The sequence below is a fragment of the Streptomyces sp. BJ20 genome, assembly GCF_022869105.1.
Taxonomy (GTDB): domain Bacteria; phylum Actinomycetota; class Actinomycetes; order Streptomycetales; family Streptomycetaceae; genus Streptomyces; species Streptomyces griseoincarnatus.
The window spans coordinates 5463973-5486734 of the sequence record NZ_CP094918.1 but is presented as its reverse complement, the minus strand read 5'-3'; the positions used below and the strand labels follow the sequence as shown (position 1 = coordinate 5486734).

The following is a 22762-nucleotide window of genomic DNA, read 5'->3' as shown; positions in this document are numbered from 1 at the left end:
CGGACCCGTTGTCAGTGGGGGGTCGTACCGTGGATGACATGCGGCCCGTTTCCCAGATCGAACGCACGGTGGCGCCCTTCGAGGTCGTCAGCCCCTACCAGCCCAGCGGCGACCAGCCCGCGGCCATCGCCGACCTCGCCCGGCGCATCGAGGCCGGCGAGCAGGACGTCGTGCTGCTCGGCGCCACCGGCACCGGCAAGTCCGCCACCACGGCGTGGATGATCGAGAAGCTCCAGCGTCCGACCCTGGTCATGGCGCCGAACAAGACCCTGGCCGCCCAGCTGGCCAACGAGTTCCGCGAGCTCCTGCCGAACAACGCGGTGGAGTACTTCGTCTCCTACTACGACTACTACCAGCCCGAGGCGTACGTCCCGCAGTCGGACACCTACATCGAGAAGGACTCCTCGATCAACGAGGAGGTCGAGCGGCTGCGCCACTCCGCGACCAACTCGCTGCTCACCCGCCGTGACGTCGTCGTGGTCGCCTCCGTCTCCTGCATCTACGGCCTGGGCACGCCGCAGGAGTACGTGGACCGCATGGTCCCGCTGCGCGTCGGCGCCGAGATCGACCGCGACGAGCTGCTGCGCCGCTTCGTCGACATCCAGTACACGCGCAACGACATGGCCTTCACCCGCGGCACCTTCCGCGTGCGCGGCGACACCATCGAGATCTTCCCGGTCTACGAGGAGCTCGCCGTCCGCATCGAGATGTTCGGCGACGAGATCGAGGCGCTGTCCACGCTGCACCCGCTCACCGGCGAGATCATCAGCGACGACCAGCAGCTCTACGTCTTCCCCGCCTCCCACTACGTCGCGGGCCCCGAGCGGCTGGAGCGCGCGGTCAACGACATCGAGAAGGAGCTCGTCGAGCGTCTGACCGAGCTGGAGAAGCAGGGCAAGCTGCTGGAGGCCCAGCGGCTGCGCATGCGCACCACGTACGACATCGAGATGCTCCGCCAGATCGGCTCCTGCTCCGGCGTGGAGAACTACTCGATGCACTTCGACGGCCGCTCCCCGGGCTCTCCGCCCAACACCCTGCTGGACTACTTCCCGGACGACTTCCTCCTCGTCATCGACGAGTCGCACGTCACCGTCCCGCAGATCGGCGCCATGTACGAGGGCGACGCCTCCCGTAAGCGCACCCTGGTCGACCACGGCTTCCGGCTGCCGTCCGCCCTGGACAACCGCCCGCTGAAGTGGGAGGAGTTCCAGAAGCGCGTCGGCCAGACGGTCTACCTGTCGGCCACCCCCGGGCAGTACGAGCTCTCCCGCTCGGACGGCTTCGTCGAGCAGATCATCCGCCCGACCGGACTCGTCGACCCGGAGGTCGTCGTCAAGCCCACCGAGGGCCAGATCGACGACCTGGTGCACGAGATCCGCACCCGCGTGGAGAAGGACGAGCGCGTCCTGGTCACCACGCTGACCAAGAAGATGGCCGAGGACCTCACGGACTACTTCCTCGAACTCGGCATCCAGGTGCGGTACCTGCACAGCGACGTCGACACCCTGCGCCGGGTGGAGTTGCTGAGGGAGCTGCGCAGCGGCGAGTACGACGTCCTGGTCGGCATCAACCTGCTGCGTGAGGGTCTCGACCTGCCCGAGGTGTCCCTGGTGGCGATCCTCGACGCCGACAAGGAGGGCTTCCTGCGGTCGGGCACCTCCCTGATCCAGACCATAGGCCGCGCCGCGCGCAACGTCTCCGGCCAGGTCCACATGTACGCCGACAAGATCACGCCGGCGATGGAGAAGGCCATCGAGGAGACCAACCGCCGCCGCGAGAAGCAGATCGCGTACAACCAGGCCAACGGCATCGACCCGCAGCCGCTGCGCAAGAAGATCAACGACATCGTCGCGCAGATCGCCCGCGAGGACATCGACACCGAGCAGCTGCTCGGCTCGGGCTACCGCCAGGCCAAGAAGGACGGGGGCGGCACCAAGACGCCCGTGCCCGCCCTCGGCGGCAAGGCGGCGAAGGCCGCGAAGAACGCCAAGGGCGCCAAGGGCGCCAAGGGCAAGGCTGCCGAGACCGTGCCCACCGACCGTCCCGCGGCCGAACTCGCCGAGCAGATCGAGGAACTCACCACGCGCATGCGCGCCGCCGCCGCCGACCTGCAGTTCGAGATCGCGGCACGGCTGCGCGACGAGGTGTCCGAGATGAAGAAGGAGCTGAGGCAGATGCAGGAGGCGGGCCTGTCCTGACCTCCGCGTACGGAATGTGTTGCAAGACCGACACAAAGTGCGGACCGGGGTTCGTCGCTGTCAGTGCACCTGCGTAGGGTTCTGGTCAACCGCGGTCTTCGCGGCAACAGGGGACGTCCGAGAGGGGAATCAGCGCGTGACCGTCAACATGACCAAGGGTCAGGCCATCAGTCTGCAGAAGAACGACGGCGGCAGCCTGACCGCGGTTCGCATGGGTCTCGGCTGGCAGGCGGCCCCCCGGCGTGGCCTGTTCGGCTCCCGCACCCGGGAGATCGACCTGGACGCCTCCGCCGTCCTCTTCGCCGACAAGCAGCCGGTCGACGTCGTCTTCTTCCGTCACCTGGTGAGCGACGACGGCTCCGTGCGCCACACCGGTGACAACCTCGTCGGCGGTGTCGGCCAGGGCGGCGACGACGAGGCCATCCTCGTCGACCTGTCGCGCGTCCCGGTCCACATCGACCAGATCGTCTTCACCGTGAACTCCTTCACGGGCCAGACGTTCCAGGAGGTGCAGAACGCCTTCTGCCGCCTGGTCGACGAAACCAACGGCCAGGAGCTCGCCCGCTACACGCTCGCCGGCGGCGGCGCCTTCACCGCCCAGATCATGGCCAAGGTGCACCGCGTCGGATCGGGCTGGTCGATGACGGCCCTCGGCAACCCGGCCAACGGCCGCACCTTCCAGGACCTTATGCCGGCCATCCTGCCGGTCCTCTAGGCAGCAGCGGCGGACGAACCGGCCCCCGGAGCGGGGCCGGTTCGGCGCACCCGACACATCGACGCGACACAGGGGGACCAACGCGATGACGGCCGAGCTGGTGCGGGGGCAGAACCACCCGCTGTCCCAGTCCCGTCTGGAGATCCGGATCTCGGCCGGCACGCCGGTCGCGGCCGCCGCCGCACTGAGCGACGAGAACGGACGGATCCACGGCACGGAGTGGGTGGCCCACCCGGGCGCCCCCGTTCAGCCCGGTCTCGAGGTGTCGCGCCAGGCGGCCGCCGACCACCGTCTCGCGGTGGACCTGGACGCCATGACCGAAGCCGTCCACCGCGTCAGCCTGCTGCTCGCCCTGCCCGCCCCGAACGGCGGCGCGGGACCCGCCCGCTTCGGTGCCGTGGCCGCCCCCTTCGTCGCCGTCACCGGCCTCGACGGCACCGAGGTGGCCAGTTACACCATCACCGGCCTGGACCTGGAATCCGCCGTCGTCGCGCTGGAGCTGTACCGGCGGCAGGGCGCCTGGAAGGTGCGCGCCGTCGGCCAGGGCTACGCGGGCGGACTGGCCGAACTCTTGGCCGACCAGGGGTTGTCCGAGGCCGCGCAGCTCGCTGCCGGCATCGACGAGGCCGTCGCCCGTGGCCTCGCGCGCTCCGTCCAGGCGCCGCCGCCCCGCACGTCCGAGGGCGACCGCTCCCGTCAGGCCGCGGCCCCCGCGGTCGGCCACGACCAGGGCTCCGTGCCGCAGGGCGCCCCCGGCTCCGTGCCGCCGGCGTACGGCGGGCAGCCGTCGGGCGGCCAGGGCCAGGGCGGACCGCAGCCGGCCTACGGCGCCGCCACGGACCCCCACGCGGCGTCGGGCGGGCCCGTCAACTACAGCCACCCCGGGCGGCAGACCTCCGCCCCGCCGCCGCCCCCGCCCGCGGCGCCCCCGGCCCGGCCCGGACAGCCCGCGCAGCCCGTGGCGGGCGACGCGACCGGCTGGTCCATGGAGGAGCGGCTGTACAACCAGGTCTGGGGCATGTTCGAGGACCTGGCGCGCACCGCCGCCGCCTACCGCAGCGCAGTGGACTTCGCCGAGTCGCGGATGGACAAGGAGCTGGAGCAGGCCCTGTCCGACCCGCGCAGCCGCATCGGCGGCCAGGGCGACGCCGCCCGAGAGGCGGCCCGCGCGCGGTACTCGCAGCTCGTCGACCAGGCGAGGGCGTCCCTGGACCGGGACGTCGCGCAGCTCGTCGCCGAGTCCCAGGTCGTCGAGCCCGCCCTGCCCCCGGCGTTCGCCCGCTGGGACAACCCCTGCTGGCACGCCTACCGGGTGCCGATGGAGATACCCATGGCGCTGCGCCTGGGCGACCTCCGGCTGCCCGAGGCCGAGGCGATCCGTATCCCCATGCTGCTCCGGCTGCCGCTGGAGCGCGGACTGTGGATCGACAGCGGACGCACCGACTCCCTGGACGGGACGTTCACCGACTCCCACGACATGCGGCGCCTGGCCATGGACACCGCGGTGGCGCACGCCGCGCGGCTGCTCGCCGTCTACCCGGCCGACGAGTTCACCGTGCACGTCGTCGACCCGGCCGGATCCGGCGCGCAGGCCCTGGCCCCGCTCAGCCAGACCGGCGTCCTCGCCGGGCCGCCCGCCCAGGGCGCCGCGGGGGTGACGGAGGTGCTGGCCCGGCTCATCCAGCGGGTCGACCTGGTGCAGATGGCGCTGCGCGGCGGGGCCCCGGACGCGCTGCCGCCCGGCTTCGACACCGCGCAGCAACTGCTGATCGTCAACGACTTCCCGCACGGCTTCGACGACCGGGCCGTGAACCAGCTGCGTTACCTCGTCGACGAGGGGCCGGCCGTCGGCGTCCACCTGATGATGGTCGCGGACCGTGAGGAGTCCGCGGGTTACGGCCCGCTGCTCGACCCGCTGTGGCGCGCGCTGCTGCGTCTGACCCCGGTGCCCGACGACCACCTCGCCGACCCCTGGGTGGGGCATGCCTGGACGTACGAGCCGCCGACGGTGCCGAACGGCAGCGAGGTGCTCCGGCAGGTCCTCACCAAGGTCGCCGAGGCCCGCCGCACCTGGAACAGGTGACCTCCCGAGCGCTTTAACCAAGGACGCGTAAAGCCCTCCACCTGGGTCTTTGTGTCTTTCTTTACCGATCTCTTTACCAATCCTTGGTGATTGGGTAGTCTTGGCGGCACGGAGGGGAGTACTCCCTGTCTGTGCGGCGACCCCGTCAATACGGATCAGGCCAGATCCCGGGGCGTCGGCCCGAGGACCGTCGGGGCGCATCACGCGTCCCAGGCCCGGGTGGAAGAGACCTCCGGCAGCGACGACGCTGACATTTGCCGTGTGACGTATCTGCCGGAGGCGTAGTGGATGTTTCCCTGACCCTGTGGGTCCTGACGATCGTGGGTCTGTGCGGCCTGATCGCCGTCGATTTCTTCATCGGCCGCAAGCCGCATGACGTGTCCGTCAAGGAGGCGGGGATCTGGACGATCGTCTGGATCGTCCTGGCCGCGATCTTCGGAATCGGTCTGCTGATCTTCGGAGGCGGCCGGCCGGCGGGCGAATTCTTCGCCGGCTACATCACCGAGAAGTCGCTGAGCGTCGACAACCTCTTCGTCTTCGTCCTGATCATGGCGAAGTTCGCGGTGCCCTCGAAGTACCAGCAGCGGGTGCTCCTCGTCGGAGTACTGATCGCCCTGGTGCTTCGCGCGATATTCATCGCAGCGGGCGCGGCCATCATCGCCAGCTTCTCCTGGGTGTTCTACATCTTCGGCGCCTTCCTGATCTGGACCGCCTGGAAGCTCATCCAGGAGGCCCGGGCCGACCAGGAGGACGAGGAGTTCGAGGAGAACAAGCTGCTCAAGGCGGCCGAGCGCCGCTTCGGCGTGGCCGACCGCTACCACGGCACCAAGCTGTGGATCCAGCAGAACGGCAAGCGGGTCATGACCCCGATGCTCGTCGTGATGCTCGCGATCGGCACCACCGACGTCCTGTTCGCGCTGGACTCGATCCCTGCGATCTTCGGCCTGACCCAGGACCCGTACATCGTGTTCACGGCGAACGCGTTCGCGCTGATGGGTCTGCGACAGCTGTACTTCCTCATCGGCGGACTGCTGAGGAAGCTGGTTCACCTGTCCTACGGCCTGTCGATCATCCTGGGCTTCATCGGTGTGAAGCTGGTGCTGCACGCCCTCCACGAGTCCGGGGTGCACGTTCCCGAGATCAGCATTCCGGTCTCCCTGGGCGTGATCTGCTCGGTGCTGATCGTCACCACGATCACCAGCCTCCGCGCCTCCCGCAAGCAGGCCCAGGCCGAGGCGGTCACCGGGCCGGTCGAGACCCCCGCGACGAAGACCGACATCGACGCCTGATCCCGTCGACACCAGGAACACGGGCACCGGGAGCGGGGCGGCGCAGCGCCGGCCCCCCTCCCGGACCCGCACGTTCCACCACGCCGCTCCCTGGGCGGCGCCCACCGTAACCGACCAGTACGAGGAGGGCATGCGTGACCATGACGACCCCGAGACGATCAGGAGCGCGGAGCGGAAGGGGTCGCCGCACGGCGGTGACAGCAGTTCCGACGCCCTCGACGGTCGCCCGGTGGTCGACAGTCCTTGAGGTGCGGCATCCCCTCGTGCCGGGGACGATCGCCGCATGACGGACCGGATCAAGGCAATGGCGTCCCGATGGACGGTCGCCGTTCCCGTGCTCGCGGTCGTGCTGCTCGTCCTCACCTGGGGGAGGACACTGCCCGGCGGCGTCGTCGTCGTGGTGACCCTGGTCCTGGCGGGAGCGGTGCTCGCGGCGGTGCACCACGCCGAGGTCGTGGCCCACCGGGTCGGTGAGCCGTTCGGCTCCCTGGTGCTGGCGGTCGCCGTCACGGTCATCGAGGTCGCGCTCATCGTGACCCTGATGCTCGACGGCGGGGACAAGAGCGCGACCCTCGCCCGGGACACGGTGTTCGCCGCCGTGATGATCACCTGCAACGGCATCGTCGGCATCAGCCTGCTGGTCGGCTCGCTGCGCCACAAGACGGCGGTCTTCAACTCGGAGGGCACCGGAGCCGCCCTGGCCACCGTGACCACGCTGGCGACCCTCAGCCTCGTGCTGCCGACGTTCACCACCAGCAAGCCGGGCCCGGAGTTCTCCACCGTCCAGCTCACCTTCGCGGCGGTCGCCTCGCTGAGCCTCTACGGCTTGTTCGTCGCGACCCAGACCGTGCGGCACCGCGACTACTTCCTGCCGGTCGCCAAGCAGGGCGAGACGTCAGGACCGGAGGAGGAGCACGCCGAGGCGCCCTCCACACGCACCGCGCTGATCAGCGCAGGGCTGCTGCTTCTCGCGCTGATCGGTGTCGTCGGCCTCGCCAAAGGCGTCTCGCCGACGATCGAGTCGGGGGTGCAGGCGGCCGGTCTCGGCCACGGCGTGGTCGGTGTGATCATCGCCTTGCTGGTGCTGCTGCCGGAGACCATCGCCGCCGTGCGCGCCGCGCGCCGCAACCACGTGCAGACCAGCATGAACCTCGCCCTCGGTTCGGCGATGGCCAGCATCGGCCTGACCATCCCCGCCGTCGCACTGGCGTCGCTCTGGCTGCCCGGCGCGCTCGTCCTCGGCCTGGGCAGCACCCATATGGTGCTGCTCGCCCTGACCGTGGTGGTCAGCGCTCTGACGGTGGTCCCGGGCCGGGCCACACCGCTCCAGGGAGGCGTGCACCTGGTGCTGCTCGCCGCCTATCTGGAACTGGCGATCAACCCCTGACCGCCGCGATTCGGGGTCGCCCGCACATCCGGGCGGCCCCGGCTGCTTCCTGGTGCGCCGGCAGACCGCGTGCCCGCGGCGGAAGTGCCGTACGAGCCGCCTCCACGGCGTGATAGACCGGGTGCGACCAGTGGTTCCGGCGAGGGACCGCGCTCCCGACGGACCGGAGGAAACGTGCCCCGCAACCTGGCCGACGCCCCGATCATGATCCTCAACGGCCCCAATCTGAACCTCCTCGGGCAGCGGCAGCCGGAGATCTACGGGCGCGACACGCTGGCCGACGTCGAGGCGATGTGCACCCGCGCGGCCGCCGCGCACAACGGCACGGTGGACCTCCGCCAGTCCAACCACGAGGGCGAGCTGGTCGACTGGATCCACGAGGCACGGCTCGACCACTGCGGCATCGTCATCAACCCAGGCGCCTACTCGCACACGTCCGTCGCGATCCTGGACGCCCTCAACGCCTGCGACGGCATGCCCGTGATGGAGGTCCACATCTCCAACATCCACCGGCGGGAGAGTTTCCGGCACCACTCCTACGTGTCCCTGCGCGCCGACGGCGTCATCGCGGGGTGCGGCGTCCAGGGGTATGTGTTCGCGGTGGAGCGGATCGCGGCACTGGCCGGACCGGGCGTGGCCGAGGCCTGACGCAGGTCCGCCGCCCGCTCACCAGCCGCGGGCGCGCCACTCCGGCAGGTGGGGCCGCTCGGCGCCGAGCGTGGTGTCGTTGCCATGGCCCGGGTAGACCCAGGTCTCGTCCGGGAGAACGTCGAAGATCTTGCTCTCGACGTCGTGCAGCAGGCTGGCGAACGCCTCCGGGTCCTTGTGGGTGTTGCCCACACCGCCCGGGAACAGGCAGTCCCCGGTGAACGCATGGGGATGCCCGTGGGGGTCGTCGTAGACGAGGGCGATCGAGCCGGGGGTGTGGCCGACGAGCCGACGGGCGGTGAGCTCGACCTGGCCGACGCGGATCACGTCACCGTCGTCCACGAGCACATCGGTCGGAACCGGGACGCCCTCGGCGTCGTACCGGCCCGCGTAGGTGCGGGCGCCGGTGGCGGCGACGACCTCCGCGAGCGCCTGCCAGTGGTCGCCGTGCCGGTGGGTGGTGACGACGGACGCGATGCCGTCGTCACCGATCATGCCCAGCAGCGTCCCGGCGTCGTTCGCCGCGTCGATCAGCAGCTGCTCGTCGGTGGCCCGGCAGCGCAGGAGGTACGCGTTGTTCTCCATGGGGCCGACCGCGACCTTGGTGATCATCAGGTCCTTGAGTTCGTGCACGTCGGCCGGCCCGCCGACCGTCACCCGCCCGCTGTACGTCATGGGCGTCAGCCTAGCGCCGGAACCGGCGCCGGACAGTGCTCAGAGGGGCGGGAGCTTCGGAAGGTCACCGCCCTTCACCGTCAGGGCGCCGCCGTCCCGGCGTCCGGCGAGCCAGCCGAGCAGATCGGCGGGCGTCCCCTCGACGGTGACCGGGCCGCCGTCCGCCCCGCCGCCGGTGGTCCAGGTGCGGCCGTCGGCGGACGACAAGGTGGTGGCGGGCACGTCCGCGTGACCGCTGAACCGGGCCGCGAGAAAGCCGATCTCCCGCTCGGTGAAGTCCGCCGGCAGGTCCTCCAGCTCGTATCCGATGCCCAGGTCGACGTGGTGCAGCTCCACCTCGATCCAGCGCCGGAAGGGCACCCGCTCGGCGCGGTCGGTGACGCCGTTGCGCAGTTCGACGGTGCGCGACCAGTCCGCCGGGACCGCGGCCGCCGCGCGGAGACGCTCCGCGCTCTCCCGCACGTCCGCGAGCTGTTCGTCCAGGGGACGCGTGGCGCCCGCCTCGATGTCGGCGTCCCGCGCCTCGGCGGAGGCGTACATGGGGCGGCCCTCGAAGACGTTCACCAGCGCGTCCGCGTTGCGGGCCAGGTGGGTCAGCACATGACCGCGGGTCCAGCCGGGCAGGCGTGACGACTGGGTCACAGCCGCGTTGTCCAGTGCGCCGACCGCGTGGAGCAGCCGCTCGGTCGCGGCCTGTACAGACGCCAGGTCATCAGCGTGATCAATCATGCCGCTGACCCTAGCCGTGTCACACCTTCGGGTGAAGGAAGTGAACCGGACAGCAAAATCGAATGCACGTGCTATAAGGTCGGGTGCGGCGTCGGGCATGCTGGAGAGCCGGGGTTTGTTGACTATCCGTGAATCCGAACCGGCGTTGTCAGTGGCTCCCCCTAGTCTGAGAAAGACGGGGGCCCCGCCCCTGTCACTTCCCTTCAAGAAAGGTGCGGACCGGCGTGGCCGACCGTCTCATCGTCCGTGGAGCGCGCGAGCACAACCTCAAGAACGTCTCGCTCGACCTCCCGCGCGACTCGCTCATCGTCTTCACGGGCCTGTCGGGGTCGGGCAAGTCCTCGCTGGCCTTCGACACCATCTTCGCCGAGGGCCAGCGGCGCTACGTCGAGTCGCTCTCCTCCTACGCCCGGCAGTTCCTCGGCCAGATGGACAAGCCGGACGTCGACTTCATCGAGGGCCTCTCCCCGGCGGTCTCCATCGACCAGAAGTCCACCTCGCGCAACCCGCGCTCCACGGTCGGCACCATCACCGAGGTCTACGACTACCTGCGCCTGCTCTTCGCGCGCATCGGCAAGCCGCACTGTCCCGAGTGCGGCCGGCCGATCTCCCGCCAGTCGCCGCAGGCCATCGTCGACAGGGTCCTGGACCTGCCCGAGGGCAGCCGCTTCCAGGTGCTCGCCCCGCTGGTGCGTGAGCGCAAGGGCGAGTTCGTCGACCTCTTCTCCGACCTCCAGACCAAGGGCTACTCCCGCGCGCGGGTGGACGGCGAGACCGTCCAGCTGTCCAGCCCGCCCACGCTGAAGAAGCAGGAGAAGCACACCATCGAGGTGGTCGTGGACCGCCTCACCGTCAAGGACGGCGCCAAGCGCCGGCTCACCGACTCCGTGGAGACCGCCCTCGGGCTGTCCGGCGGCATGGTGGTGCTCGACTTCGTCGACCTCCCCGAGGACGACCCGGAGCGCGAGCGCATGTACTCCGAGCACCTCTACTGCCCGTACGACGACCTGTCGTTCGAGGAGCTGGAGCCCCGCTCGTTCTCCTTCAACTCGCCCTTCGGCGCCTGCCCCGAGTGCACCGGCATCGGCACGCGCATGGAGGTCGACCCCGAGCTGATCGTCCCCGACCCGGACAAGAGCCTCGACGAGGGCGCCATCCACCCGTGGTCCCACGGCCACACCAAGGACTACTTCGACCGCCTCGTGGGCGCCCTCGCGGACGCGCTCGGCTTCCGCACGGACATCCCGTGGGCCGGCCTGCCCCAGCGCGCCAAGAAGGCCCTGCTCCACGGCCACAAGACCCAGGTCGAGGTCCGCTACCGCAACCGCTACGGGCGCGAGCGGCGCTACACCACGGCCTTCGAAGGCGCGGTGCCGTTCGTCAAGCGGCGGCACAGCGAGGCCGAGAGCGACGCCAGCCGCGAGCGCTTCGAGGGCTACATGCGCGAGGTGCCCTGCCCCTCCTGCCAAGGCACGCGCCTCAAGCCGGTCGTCCTCGCCGTCACGGTCATGGACAAGTCCATCGCCGAGGTCTCCGCGATGTCCATCAGCGACTGCGCGGACTTCCTGGGCGAGCTGAAGCTGACCGCCCGCGACAAGAAGATCGCCGAGCGGGTCCTCAAGGAGGTCAACGAGCGGCTGCGGTTCCTGGTCGACGTCGGCCTGGACTACCTCTCGCTGAACCGCGCGGCGGGCACCCTGTCCGGCGGCGAGGCCCAGCGCATCCGCCTGGCCACCCAGATCGGCTCCGGCCTCGTCGGCGTGCTCTACGTGCTCGACGAGCCGTCCATCGGCCTGCACCAGCGGGACAACCACCGGCTGATCGAGACCCTGGTCCGACTGCGCGACATGGGCAACACGCTCATCGTCGTGGAGCACGACGAGGACACCATCAAGGTCGCCGACTGGATCGTCGACATCGGCCCCGGCGCCGGCGAGCACGGCGGCAAGGTCGTGCACAGCGGCTCCCTCAAGGAACTGCTCGCCAACGCCGAGTCGCAGACGGGCCAGTACCTGTCGGGCAAGAAGGCGATCCCGCTGCCCGACCTGCGGCGCCCTCACGACCCGTCGCGCCGCATCACGGTGCGCGGCGCCCGGGAGAACAACCTTCAGGACATCGACGTGTCCTTCCCGCTGGGCGTCTTCACGGCGGTCACCGGCGTGTCCGGCTCCGGCAAGTCCACGCTGGTCAACGACATCCTGTACACACACCTCGCCCGCGAGCTGAACGGCGCGCGCACCGTGCCCGGCCGGCACACGCGCGTCGAGGGCGACGACCTCGTCGACAAGGTCGTCCACGTCGACCAGTCGCCCATCGGCCGCACCCCGCGGTCCAACCCGGCGACGTACACGGGCGTCTTCGACCACATCCGCAGGCTGTTCGCGGAGACCACGGAGGCGAAGGTCCGCGGCTACATGCCGGGCCGCTTCTCCTTCAACGTCAAGGGTGGCCGCTGCGAGAACTGCTCGGGCGACGGCACCATCAAGATCGAGATGAACTTCCTGCCCGACGTCTACGTCCCCTGCGAGGTCTGCCACGGCGCCCGCTACAACCGGGAGACGCTGGAGGTCCACTACAAGGGCAAGTCCATCGCCGACGTACTGAACATGCCGATCGAAGAGGCCATGCACTTCTTCGAGGCGGTCCCGGCGATCTCCCGCCACCTGCGGACGCTCAACGACGTCGGCCTCGGCTACGTCCGGCTCGGCCAGTCCGCGACCACCCTGTCCGGCGGCGAGGCGCAGCGCGTCAAGCTCGCCAGCGAACTGCAGAAGCGCTCCACCGGCCGCACGGTCTACGTCCTCGACGAGCCGACGACCGGTCTGCACTTCGAGGACATCAGCAAGCTGCTGACGGTCCTGTCCGGCCTGGTGGACAAGGGCAACACGGTGATCGTCATCGAGCACAACCTCGACGTGATCAAGACGGCCGACTGGGTCGTCGACATGGGCCCCGAGGGCGGCTCCGGCGGCGGCCTCGTCGTCGCGGAGGGCACGCCCGAACAGGTCGCCGGCGTGCCCGCCAGCCACACCGGCAAGTTCCTGCGGGAGATCCTGGGCGCGGAGCGGATCAGCGACGCCCAGCAGGTCCGCGCCCCGCGCAAGGCGGCGAAGAAGACGGTCGCCGCCCGGTCGACGGGGAAGAAGACCACGACCAAGACGGTCGGGGCCACCGCCAAGAAGACGGCGGGTAAGACCGCCGCGAAGAAGACGACGCGCGGCACCAAGGCCTGACCCGCTCGCCGTTCGCACGTGTGCCGTGCCGCAGGGACGCTCCCCGCGGCACGGCACACGTGCGTCAGACGGTCTTCCACGCCTCCAGTTCTCGGGCGTACGGAGGCTCCGCACCTGCGCGCGAGCAGGTGATCGCCGCCGCGCGCGCCGAGAACCGGAGCAGGCTCTCCCAGCCCTCGGCCCCGAGCCCGGCCACGCCCTCGTCGCTGAGCGCGTCGCGCTCGGCCAGCCCGTGCAGCAGAGCCGCGTTCACCGTGTCGCCCGCGCCGATGGTGTCCACCACCTCCACCCGCTCACCCGGCACCGCGTAGGCGCCGCCGTCCCGGGTGTACGCCGTCAGCCCGTCCCCGCCCCGGGTCACCACCACCGCCGCGGGACCCGCCGCCAGCCACTCCCGCGGGGACCCGCCGAGCCACTCGGCGTCCTCCTCGGACAGCTTCAGCAGCGACACCGACGGCAGCCAGCTCCGGAACCGGTCCCGGTAGGCGTCGGCGTCCGCGATCAGCCCCGCCCGGATGTTGGGGTCGAGCGCCGTGAACACACCCCGCGCCGACGCCTCACGCATCAGCGCCTCGTACGCGCTCGCGCCCGGCTCCAGCACGAGGGAACAGGTCCCGAAGGACACCGCCCGGGTGCCGGCGGGCAGCGCCTCGGGCTCGCCGAACAGCCGGTCCGCCGTGCCGTCCACGTAGAACGAGTAGGCCGCCGAGCCGTCGGCGGCGACCGTGGCGACGGCGAGCGTCGTCGGCTCGTCACCGCGCTGCACGGACTCCACGTCCACACCGGTCTTCTCGAGCCGCTGCAGCAGCGCCTCACCGAACGCGTCCCGCGACACGCGCGAGCAGAACGCGGTGGGGGAGCCGAGGCGGCCCAGCGCCACCGCCGTGTTGAAGGGACCGCCGCCGAGCGCGGGCGTCAGCGCGGCGAGCGCACCCGCCCCCTGCGGTACCAGGTCGATCAGTGCCTCACCGGCGACGACGATCACGAGGGGTTCCTTTCTTCCGGGCAGCCGCAGGAGGTGCGGTGCACGAAGGTGCACGGGAGGCGTTCGGTGCGGGTCGGCCGGTCTGGGTCGGCGAGACGGTCCAGCAGCATCCGGACGGCCCGCGCGCCGATGTCCCGGCTCGGCTGGGACACGGCGGTGAGCCGGGGCGAGAACAGGTCGGCCCAGGCGAAGTCGTCGAAGCAGCACAGGGCGATGTCCCCGGGCACGGACAGACCGTGGGACTGCAGGGCGCGCAGGGCGCCGATGGTCATGGCGTTGTTGGCCGTGATCAGCGCGGTGGGGCGGGAACCGAGGCGCAGCAGCTCGGCCGTGGCGCGCTCGGCCCCCGCGGCCTCCGAGTCGCCGTGCACCAGGATCCGCTCGTCGAACGGCAGTCCCGAGGCCGCCAGCCCGAGGCGGTAGCCGGTGATCCGCTCCGTGGTCGTGCTGAGCCCGGGCAGCCCGGCCACCAGGCCGATACGGCGGTGGCCCAGCCCCGTGAGATGGGTGACCAGGCCGGCGGTCGGCTCGGTGCTCTCGGCGCAGACCTGGTCGAAGAGAGGCGGGCTGTCGTCGGTGGGCGGGCCGACCAGCCGGTCCAGGAACACGGCAGGAACCCGGTGCCGCCTCAGGTAGGCAAGGAGCTCGCCGGGCTCGGGGGAGGGCGCCGCGATCATGCCCTCCACCCGGCGTTCGTGGAGCAGCTGGACGATCTTGCGCTCGTGCGCCGGGTCGTCGTGCGGATCGGCGATGAGGAGGCTGTACCCGTGCTCCAGGGCGGCCGCCTCCACGCCTTGGAGGATCTCCGTGAAGTACGGGTTGCTGATCGCGGACACCGCGAGCCCGATCGACCGGGTCCGGGCCGTGACCAGCGAGCGGGCCAGCGTGTTGGGGGTGTAGCCGAGCTCCTCCACGGCGTCCAGGACGGCCTGGCGGGTGTGGGGGAGCACGGGGCGGGTGTCGTTCAGCACGTGCGAGACGGTCGCGATGGAGACCCCGGCGCTGCGCGCCACATCCGCCATGGTTGCCATCGTCGCCGGTTTCTCCTTCGTGCGGGGCCGCGGACCGCTGTCTGCTGCCTGCTGAGCGCCGGCCGTTGAGTGCGGAGTGCGGAGTGCGAATTGCTGAGTGCTGAATGCTGAGTGCTGACCGGGCTCGGGGGGACCGTATCGCATGCACGCGGGGGTCGTAAACGATTGCGTAAGCGTTTACGCGAGCGCTTGCGTCAACGCTTGTGCAAGCGTCCACGCAAGCGCTTACGCGAGCGTTTACGCACACGCTTACGCGAGCGTTTACGCACGCCTCCTCCGCCCCCGCCGTGCCACCGCCCCCATCCCCACCCACCCGCGGCCCGCCCCACCCGCCCCGGTATCGTCCCGGTGAACACTCGTCCACCGCGTACCGACCGTGGGAGCCCGCATGTCCGCCCGACCCGCCGCGACCCGCCGGACCGTCCTGCGAGGCGCCGCCCTCACACCCGTCGCAGGGCTGGGATTCACCGCGTGCGGAGGCGGCGACGACAACAGGCCCGCCGCGTTGGCGGGGCCCGTCGAGCTGGGCCCGGAGAGCGAGGTGGCCGCGGGCGGCGCGAAGCTGTACCGGGACCACAACGTGGTGGTCAGCCGGGGCGAGGACGGCTCCCTCACCGCGTACAACACCGTGTGCACGCACGCGGGGTGTCCCATCAACAAGCTGGACGGGACCCGGCTGGTCTGCCCGTGTCACGGCAGCGAGTTCGACGTCACCACCGGCAAGGTGCTGCGGGAGCCGGCCGTGGCGCCCTTGAAGCCGCTGGCCGTCGAGGTCAGGAACGGCACCCTGGTCGCCAAGCCCCGCGACTGACCCGCAGCCGCGACCGTGGCCTGCCCGCAGCCGCAGCCGCAGCCGTGGCGCCCGCAGCCGCGTCACCCCGGGCCGGCCGGGATCACCCCCAGTCCCAGGTGATCCCGACGTAGCCGGCCCGCAGGCGCGGTTCCACCAGGTGCACCGAGCGGTGCCGTGCGCTGAGGGGCAGCTCCTGGCGACCCCCGCGCGGGGCCGCCGCCGAGTGCTGGGTGAAACGGTGGCACCGCACCGGGAGCGCGGAGGAGTCGAAGCAGACCTGGAGGGCGTACTGGCCGCCGGGGGAGTCGGCGCCCCGTACGTACTCGCGGCAGACGTCGGCCGTGCCGTCCTCCACGGTGTACCGGAAGAGGAAGGTGTCACCGGCGCGCAGCCGGATGTCGAAGAGCAGCTCGGCGGCGAGGACGCCGGTGTCGTGGTGCCGGCGTATGCGGCCGATGCGGCAGTTCTCCAGGGCGCGGACGTGCATGCGCTCCGGGTCGGCGCCCGGGTCGCCGTGGTGGACGGCGATGTAGCGGTCGACGCCGTCGCGGTGGGCGCGCACGATGTGGTGCGACTCGCGTTCCGCCAGCTCCCGGCGGGTGCCGATGCGGACGCGCTCGTGATGGCCCAGGGTGTGCAGACCGCCGTCGCGCGGGGTGCCGAACTCGGCCAGGAGCTTTTCCAGGACGCCCGAGGCCTCGACGAGGGAGCGGTAGGTGCGGCCGGCGGAGCTGCGGTCCCCGGAACGGTCGTCCGTCTCGGCGAGCAGACGGATCAGTGACTCCTCCGGCAGTTGCAGGATCTCCTCCAGCGCCCGGACGGCGCGCAGCGACTCCGGGCGCTGCGGCCGGCGGGCGCCCTGCTGCCAGTAGCTCAGGCTGGTGACTCCCACTCTCACGCCGTGACGTGAAAGGTGGTGCTGCACCCGCTGCAACGGCAGGCCCCGCGCGGCGATGGCGGCGCGCAGGGCGACGTGGAACGGGCCGCCACGCAGGGCCGAGTCCAGTTCTGCGGTGACGACGTCCGCGTGCTGTGTGGCGTGCGGCATGCAGGGGCCTTTCTGTCAATGTCACAACGGCTGGTCAGACCGTTCGCACGGAGCACCCCGGGGCCCGCCCCCGTCGGCACGGCGCGGTCTTCACATGCGTACGCCGTCGTTCAGCGCCCCGAGTTCCCCCGCATTGAAGCGTGTTGACCAAGTCCCGACAACCGTCTGGCGGCAACAGCGGCACACGAGAGGGGGCCGTACCGGCCGTGCGGCCGGTACGGCCCCCTTCAGGTGTGTGCGTCTTCGTCCGGGATCAGGCCTCGTCGGTACGGTTCCCGCCGCGGAGCCGCGAGTCCGCGGCCCGGAGGCGCTTCGCGCGCACGATGTCGGGGTCGCGCGGGTCGAGGGACTCGGGGAAGGCAGCCGTCTCGTCCGAGTACCGGCGGTACCGGGCCGGCCGTCGTGGTTTCTCGATCCGCGTCTGGCGCATACGACCTCCCGACTCGCAGCCACGTGAGTGACCGCTGTCATGACCGCCTCGGACCACCGACTGGAGAGCCGGTGCGGACCGCCGGCGGACCGCCGCTGCGGTCCGTCCGCCGGCCCCGGTGATCGCCCGAGGCACGGACCCCCCACCTTCCCGCTTACCGGCCGCCGTAACCCATCCGGCCCCCATCAGCCCGGGCGGACCCGCCGACCGGGCCCCACGGACCCCCGTCGCGAGACCCACGGGCCCCCGTCCAGCCCTCCTCCCGACCACGCCGGTCCCCGGCCCTCACCATCCCCCGGCCCCGCCGTGCTGTCGGTGTCCGCCAGTAGGGTGTGTTGCATGGCCGACCCCTCCAGCTACCGCCCCAGACCGGGTGAGATCCCCGACTCGCCGGGGGTCTACCGGTTCCGTGACGAGCACCGCCGGGTGATCTACGTCGGGAAGGCGAAAAGCCTGCGCCAGCGCCTGGCGAACTACTTCCAGGACCTGGCCGGGCTGCACCCGCGCACCCGGTCGATGGTGACCACGGCCGCGTCCGTGGAGTGGACGGTGGTCTCGACCGAGGTCGAGGCGCTGCAGCTGGAGTACTCCTGGATCAAGGAGTACGACCCCCGGTTCAACGTCAAGTACCGCGACGACAAGAGCTACCCGTACCTCGCGGTGACGATGAACGAGGAGTTCCCGCGCGTGCAGGTGATGCGCGGTCACAAGAAGAAGGGCGTGCGGTACTTCGGCCCGTACGCGCACGCGTGGGCGATCCGCGACACCGTGGACCTGATGCTGCGCGTCTTCCCGGTGCGCACGTGCTCCGCGGGCGTGTTCAAGAACGCCGCCCGTACCGGCCGCCCCTGCCTCCTGGGCTACATCGGCAAGTGCTCGGCGCCCTGCGTGGAGCGGATCTCCCCCGAGGACCACCGGGAGCTGGCAGAGGAGTTCTGCGACTTCATGGCCGGGCGCACCGGCACCTATCTGCACCGTCTGGAGAGGCGGATGGCGGAGGCGGCCGAGGAGATGGAGTACGAGCGGGCCGCGCGCCTGCGCGACGACATCGGCGCACTGAAGAAGGCCATGGAGAAGAACGCGGTGGTGCTGGCGGACGCCACCGACGCCGACCTGATCGCGGTCGCCGAGGACGAGCTGGAGGCGGCCGTCCAGATCTTCCACGTGCGCGGCGGGCGCGTGCGCGGCCAGCGCGGCTGGGTCACGGACAAGGTCGAGGAGATCACCACCGGCGCCCTGGTCGAGCACGCCCTGCAGCAGCTCTACGGCGAGGAGACCGGCGACGCCGTGCCGCGCGAGGTGCTGGTCCCCGCCCTGCCGGACCCGGTGGAGCCGGTGCAGGAGTGGCTGACCGGGCGGCGCGGGGCGAACGTCTCCCTGCGCGTGCCGCAGCGCGGCGACAAGAAGGCGCTGATGGAGACGGTCCAGCGCAACGCACAGCAGGCGCTCGTGCTGCACAAGACCAAGCGCGCCTCCGACCTCACCACGCGTTCGCGCGCCCTGGAGGAGATCAGCGACGCCCTGGGCCTGGACAGCGCCCCGCTGCGGATCGAGTGCTACGACATCTCGCACCTTCAGGGCGACGACGTGGTGGCCTCCATGGTCGTCTTCGAGGACGGGCTGGCCCGTAAGAGCGAGTACCGCCGCTTCCAGATCAAGGGCTTCGCGGGCCAGGACGACGTGCGGTCCATGCACGAGGTGATCACCCGCCGCTTCCGCCGCTACCTGGCGGAGAAGGAGCGCACGGGGGAGTGGACCGACGGCGAGGAGCCGGGCGCCGAGCCCGGGGCACAGGCGGACCCGGGGGCGGCCGCCGCGGGCCTCGCCGAGCCGCCCGCGAGCACCCTCACCGAGGACGACGGCCGCCCCAAGCGGTTCGCGTACCCGCCGCAGCTCGTCGTGGTGGACGGCGGCGCGCCGCAGGTCGCGGCGGCCCAGCGGGCGCTGGACGAGCTGGGCATCGACGACATCGCGGTGTGCGGCCTCGCCAAGCGGCTGGAGGAGGTGTGGCTGCCCGGCGACGACGACCCGGTGGTGCTGCCCCGTACGAGCGAGGGCCTGTACCTGCTGCAGCGCATCCGGGACGAGGCGCACCGCTTCGCGATCACCTACCAGCGCGCCAAGCGCGCCAAGCGCTTCCGCTCCAGCCCCCTGGACGACGTCCCCGGTCTCGGCGAGACCCGGAAGCAGGCACTGATCAAGCACTTCGGTTCGTTGAAGCGGCTGCGGTCGGCGACAATCGAGCAGATCTGTGACGTTCCGGGCATAGGCCGCAAGACGGCCGAGACGATCGTCGCGGCTCTCGCCCAGGCGGTACCCGGCGGTCCCGCCGTGAACACGGCCACGGGCGAGATCATGGATGACACGGAAGAACCCGGGCAGCAGACGGGTTCTCCGGGGGAGCCCGTGTCCACGGGCGCCCCGGACGAACGACGGGGGCAGGAGCGATGACCGAGCACGAGACAGGGCCCGGGGACCGGGCGGCACAGCAGGCGGGCGGGGCCACGGCCCGCGCCGACGTCCGGCAGGACAACGGAGCACAGGTGAAGACGGGCAAGGACAACGGCGGGGTGCCCGAGGCGGGCATCCCCGAGCTGGTGATCATTTCCGGGATGTCCGGGGCGGGCCGGTCGACGGCCGCGAAGTGTCTGGAGGACCTCGGCTGGTTCGTCGTCGACAACCTGCCGCCCGCGCTGATCCCCACCATGGTGGAGCTGGGCGCGCGCTCCCAGGGGAACGTGGCACGGATCGCGGTCGTCGTCGACGTCCGCGGCCGGCGTTTCTTCGACGCTCTGCGCGAGTCCCTCGCCGACCTCGACGCGCGCGGGGTCACCCGTCGCACGGTCTTTCTGGAGTCCTCCGACGAGGCCCTGGTGCGCCGCTTCGAGTCGGTGCGCCGCCCGCACCCCCTCCAGGGCGACGGCCGGATCGTCGACGGCATCGCCGCCGAGCGGGAGCTGCTGCGCGAACTGCGCGGCGACGCCGACCTCGTCATCGACACCTCCGGGCTCAACGTCCACGAGCTGCGCGCGAAGATGCACGCGCAGTTCGCGGGCGAGGAGGAGCCCGAGCTGCGGGCCACCGTGATGTCCTTCGGCTTCAAGTACGGCCTGCCGGTCGACGCCGACCTGGTCGTGGACATGCGGTTCCTGCCCAACCCGCACTGGATCCCGGAGCTGCGCCCCTACACCGGCCTCAACGAGGAGGTGGCGTCGTACGTCTTCAACCAGCCCGGCGCCAAGGAGTTCCTCGACCGGTACGCCGAGCTGCTGCGCATGATCGCCGCGGGGTACCGCCGTGAGGGCAAGCGCTACGTGACCATCGCGGTCGGCTGCACGGGCGGCAAGCACCGATCGGTCGCCATGTCGGAGAAGCTCGCCGCCCGGCTCGCCGCGGAGGGCGTGGAGACGGTGGTCGTCCACCGGGACATGGGACGGGAATGACACGACGTACTCCGCGGCTGAGCCGGCTGCGCAGGGCGGTCCCCGAGGGCCGCGCCGGCCGGTCGGCAGAGACGCGCGGCGGACGCCCGCGCCGCAGAGGCGCCCAGCCCAAGGTCGTCGCCCTCGGCGGCGGCATGGGCCTGTCCGCGTCGCTCGCCGCCCTGCGCCGGATCACCGGCGACCTCACGGCCGTGGTCACCGTCGCGGACGACGGCGGCTCCAGCGGCCGCCTGCGCGACGAACTGGGCGTGCTGCCCCCCGGTGACCTGCGCAAGGCGCTGGCCGCGCTGTGCGGGGACGACGACTGGGGGCAGACCTGGGCGCGTGTCATCCAGCACCGCTTCCAGTCCAAGGGCGACCTGCACGAGCACGCGGTCGGCAATCTGCTGATCGTCGCCCTGTGGGAGCAGCTCGGCGACCACGTCCAGGCGCTGGACCTGGTGGGCCGGCTGCTCGGCGCGCACGGCCGGGTGCTGCCCATGTCCGCCGTGCCGCTGGAGCTCCAGGCGCTGGTGAAAGGGCACGACCCGGAGCGCCCCGACGACATCGACACCGTGCGCGGCCAGGCCACCGTCGCCCTCACCCCCGGTGAGGTGCAGTCGGTGCACCTCGTGCCGAACGACCCGCCGGCCGTGCCGGAGGCGGTCGCGGCGGTGCTGGACGCCGACTGGGTGGTGCTCGGACCCGGCTCCTGGTTCTCCTCGGTGATCCCGCACCTGCTGGTCCCCGAGCTGCTGGACGCCCTCGTCGAGACGAAGGCCCGGCGGGTACTCTCGCTGAACCTCGCCCCGCAGCCCGGAGAAACCGAGGGCTTCTCCCCGCAGCGTCATTTGGAGGTTTTGGGGCGACACGCCCCTAAACTCGCCCTGGACGTGGTGCTGGCCGACGAGGCCGCCGTGCCCGACCGCGACTTGCTGACCGATGCCGCCAAGCGGTTCGGCGCCGCGGTCGAGCTGGCCCCCGTGGCCCGGCCCGACGGAAGCCCCCGGCACGACCCGGAGCTGTTGGCCGCCGCGTACGACCGTATTTTTCGGATGCATGGAAGGATCGGCCCATGGCGATGACGGCAGCGGTGAAGGACGAGATCAGCCGGCTCCCCGTCACCCGTACCTGCTGCAGGAAGGCGGAGGTCTCCGCCATTCTGCGGTTCGCCGGCGGCCTCCACCTGGTCAGCGGGCGCATCGTGATCGAGGCGGAGCTGGACACCGCCATGGCCGCCCGGCGGCTCAAGCGGGACATCCTGGAGATCTTCGGCCACAGCTCCGAACTGATCGTGATGGCGCCGGGCGGACTGCGCCGGGGTTCGCGCTACGTGGTGCGTGTGGTCGCGGGCGGTGACCAGCTCGCCCGTCAGACCGGCCTGGTGGACGGCCGGGGCCGCCCGATCCGCGGCCTCCCCCCGCAGGTGGTCTCGGGGGCCACCTGCGACGCCGAGGCCGCCTGGCGGGGCGCCTTCCTCGCGCACGGCTCCCTCACCGAGCCCGGCCGCTCCTCCTCCCTGGAGGTGACCTGCCCGGGTCCCGAGGCCGCGCTCGCCCTGGTCGGCGCCGCCCGCCGGCTGCACATCGCCGCCAAGGCGCGCGAGGTGCGCGGCGTGGACCGCGTGGTCGTCCGGGACGGTGACGCGATCGGCGCGCTGCTCACCCGGCTCGGCGCGCACGAGTCGGTGCTGGCCTGGGAGGAGCGCCGGATGCGCCGCGAGGTGCGGGCCACGGCGAACCGGCTGGCCAACTTCGACGACGCCAACCTGCGCCGTTCCGCCCGCGCCGCCGTCGCGGCCGGCGCCCGGGTGCAGCGCGCGCTGGAGATCCTCGGCGACGACGTGCCCGAGCATCTCGCCGCGGCCGGCCGGCTGCGCATGGAGCACAAGCAGGCCTCCCTGGAGGAGCTGGGCGCGCTCGCCGACCCGCCGCTCACCAAGGACGCGGTGGCCGGACGCATCCGCCGGCTGCTGGCCATGGCCGACAAGCGCGCCCAGGACCTCGGCATCCCGGGCACGGAGGCCAACCTCAGCGAGGAACTGGACGAGAAGATCGGCGTCTGACCCGGACGGGTGACCGTCTCCTGACGGCCGA

At 71.4% G+C, this 22762-nt stretch carries 18 protein-coding genes; 12 read left to right on the top strand and 6 right to left on the bottom strand.

Annotated features, from left to right (window positions below):
- The first annotated feature begins 38 nt into the window (after nucleotides 1-38).
- The 6 genes from uvrB (at nucleotide 39) to aroQ (ending at nucleotide 8320) form a co-directional block, all read left to right on the top strand.
- Nucleotides 39-2198, top strand: a complete 2160-nt coding sequence (gene uvrB, locus MTR79_RS24815; protein ID WP_244791991.1) for an excinuclease ABC subunit UvrB — start codon at nucleotides 39-41, stop codon at nucleotides 2196-2198.
- Nucleotides 2199-2334: 136 nt separating this feature from the next.
- On the top strand, nucleotides 2335-2913 hold the full coding sequence (locus MTR79_RS24810; RefSeq protein ID WP_024882439.1) for a TerD family protein: 579 nt from the start codon (nucleotides 2335-2337) through the stop codon (nucleotides 2911-2913).
- Between the two features lie 85 nt (nucleotides 2914-2998).
- Nucleotides 2999-4996, top strand: coding sequence for a TerD family protein (locus MTR79_RS24805; RefSeq protein WP_244791990.1), 1998 nt, complete (start codon nucleotides 2999-3001; stop codon nucleotides 4994-4996).
- 284 nt (nucleotides 4997-5280) lie between these two features.
- Entirely contained in the window at nucleotides 5281-6285 is a 1005-nt protein-coding gene (locus MTR79_RS24800; RefSeq protein WP_189366593.1) for a TerC family protein, read from the top strand.
- Between the two features lie 283 nt (nucleotides 6286-6568).
- Nucleotides 6569-7672 carry an ionic transporter y4hA gene (locus MTR79_RS24795; RefSeq protein ID WP_086704990.1) on the top strand — a complete coding sequence of 368 codons (1104 nt, stop codon included), beginning with the start codon at nucleotides 6569-6571 and terminating at the stop codon, nucleotides 7670-7672.
- 174 nt (nucleotides 7673-7846) lie between these two features.
- Nucleotides 7847-8320 carry a type II 3-dehydroquinate dehydratase gene (gene aroQ, locus MTR79_RS24790; protein ID WP_189366591.1) on the top strand — a complete coding sequence of 158 codons (474 nt, stop codon included), beginning with the start codon at nucleotides 7847-7849 and terminating at the stop codon, nucleotides 8318-8320.
- An 18-nt stretch (nucleotides 8321-8338) separates the two neighbouring features.
- Here the strand turns inward: aroQ and MTR79_RS24785 are convergent, their stop codons facing one another.
- Both MTR79_RS24785 and MTR79_RS24780 read right to left on the bottom strand, forming a co-directional pair.
- A complete protein-coding gene (locus tag MTR79_RS24785; RefSeq protein WP_086704988.1) occupies nucleotides 8339-8995 on the bottom strand; it encodes an MBL fold metallo-hydrolase in 657 nt (218 codons plus the stop codon).
- Between the two features lie 39 nt (nucleotides 8996-9034).
- The gene (locus MTR79_RS24780) at nucleotides 9035-9724 is read right to left on the bottom strand and encodes a maleylpyruvate isomerase family mycothiol-dependent enzyme (RefSeq protein ID WP_086704987.1); all 690 of its coding nucleotides are present in this window, start codon (nucleotides 9722-9724) and stop codon (nucleotides 9035-9037) included.
- Between the two features lie 224 nt (nucleotides 9725-9948).
- On the opposite strand from MTR79_RS24780, the gene uvrA reads away from it, so the two are divergent.
- Nucleotides 9949-12957 (top strand): excinuclease ABC subunit UvrA, encoded by a 3009-nt coding sequence (gene uvrA, locus MTR79_RS24775; RefSeq protein ID WP_086704986.1) that lies wholly within the window; start codon nucleotides 9949-9951, stop codon nucleotides 12955-12957.
- 64 nt (nucleotides 12958-13021) lie between these two features.
- Here the strand turns inward: uvrA and MTR79_RS24770 are convergent, their stop codons facing one another.
- A complete protein-coding gene (locus MTR79_RS24770; RefSeq protein ID WP_086704985.1) occupies nucleotides 13022-13942 on the bottom strand; it encodes a carbohydrate kinase in 921 nt (306 codons plus the stop codon).
- Nucleotides 13939-14973, bottom strand: coding sequence for a LacI family DNA-binding transcriptional regulator (locus MTR79_RS24765; protein ID WP_086704984.1), 1035 nt, complete (start codon nucleotides 14971-14973; stop codon nucleotides 13939-13941). Before MTR79_RS24765 ends, MTR79_RS24770 begins: the two co-directional genes overlap by 4 nt.
- 388 nt (nucleotides 14974-15361) lie before the next feature.
- On the opposite strand from MTR79_RS24765, the gene MTR79_RS24760 reads away from it, so the two are divergent.
- Nucleotides 15362-15784 carry a Rieske (2Fe-2S) protein gene (locus MTR79_RS24760; RefSeq protein ID WP_244791989.1) on the top strand — a complete coding sequence of 141 codons (423 nt, stop codon included), beginning with the start codon at nucleotides 15362-15364 and terminating at the stop codon, nucleotides 15782-15784.
- Between the two features lie 82 nt (nucleotides 15785-15866).
- Here the strand turns inward: MTR79_RS24760 and MTR79_RS24755 are convergent, their stop codons facing one another.
- Both MTR79_RS24755 and MTR79_RS24750 read right to left on the bottom strand, forming a co-directional pair.
- Complete coding sequence (locus MTR79_RS24755; protein WP_189366585.1) at nucleotides 15867-16814, bottom strand: hypothetical protein; 948 nt, start codon at nucleotides 16812-16814, stop codon at nucleotides 15867-15869.
- Between the two features lie 253 nt (nucleotides 16815-17067).
- Nucleotides 17068-17244, bottom strand: a complete 177-nt coding sequence (locus MTR79_RS24750) for a hypothetical protein (protein WP_175448969.1) — start codon at nucleotides 17242-17244, stop codon at nucleotides 17068-17070.
- A gap of 339 nt (nucleotides 17245-17583) precedes the next feature.
- Between MTR79_RS24750 and uvrC the strand changes: the two genes are divergently transcribed.
- From uvrC to whiA, 4 genes are read left to right on the top strand one after another with little or no spacing between them, the layout of a single operon-like run.
- A complete protein-coding gene (gene uvrC / locus MTR79_RS24745; RefSeq protein WP_086702651.1) occupies nucleotides 17584-19695 on the top strand; it encodes an excinuclease ABC subunit UvrC in 2112 nt (703 codons plus the stop codon).
- Complete coding sequence (gene rapZ / locus MTR79_RS24740; RefSeq protein ID WP_086702649.1) at nucleotides 19692-20687, top strand: RNase adapter RapZ; 996 nt, start codon at nucleotides 19692-19694, stop codon at nucleotides 20685-20687. Before uvrC ends, rapZ begins: the two co-directional genes overlap by 4 nt.
- On the top strand, nucleotides 20684-21751 hold the full coding sequence (gene yvcK / locus MTR79_RS24735) for a uridine diphosphate-N-acetylglucosamine-binding protein YvcK (RefSeq protein WP_048456938.1): 1068 nt from the start codon (nucleotides 20684-20686) through the stop codon (nucleotides 21749-21751). Before rapZ ends, yvcK begins: the two co-directional genes overlap by 4 nt.
- Nucleotides 21742-22731 (top strand): DNA-binding protein WhiA, encoded by a 990-nt coding sequence (gene whiA / locus MTR79_RS24730; RefSeq protein ID WP_048456939.1) that lies wholly within the window; start codon nucleotides 21742-21744, stop codon nucleotides 22729-22731. The genes yvcK and whiA overlap by 10 nt, the downstream gene beginning before the upstream one ends.
- Nucleotides 22732-22762 lie beyond the last annotated feature (31 nt).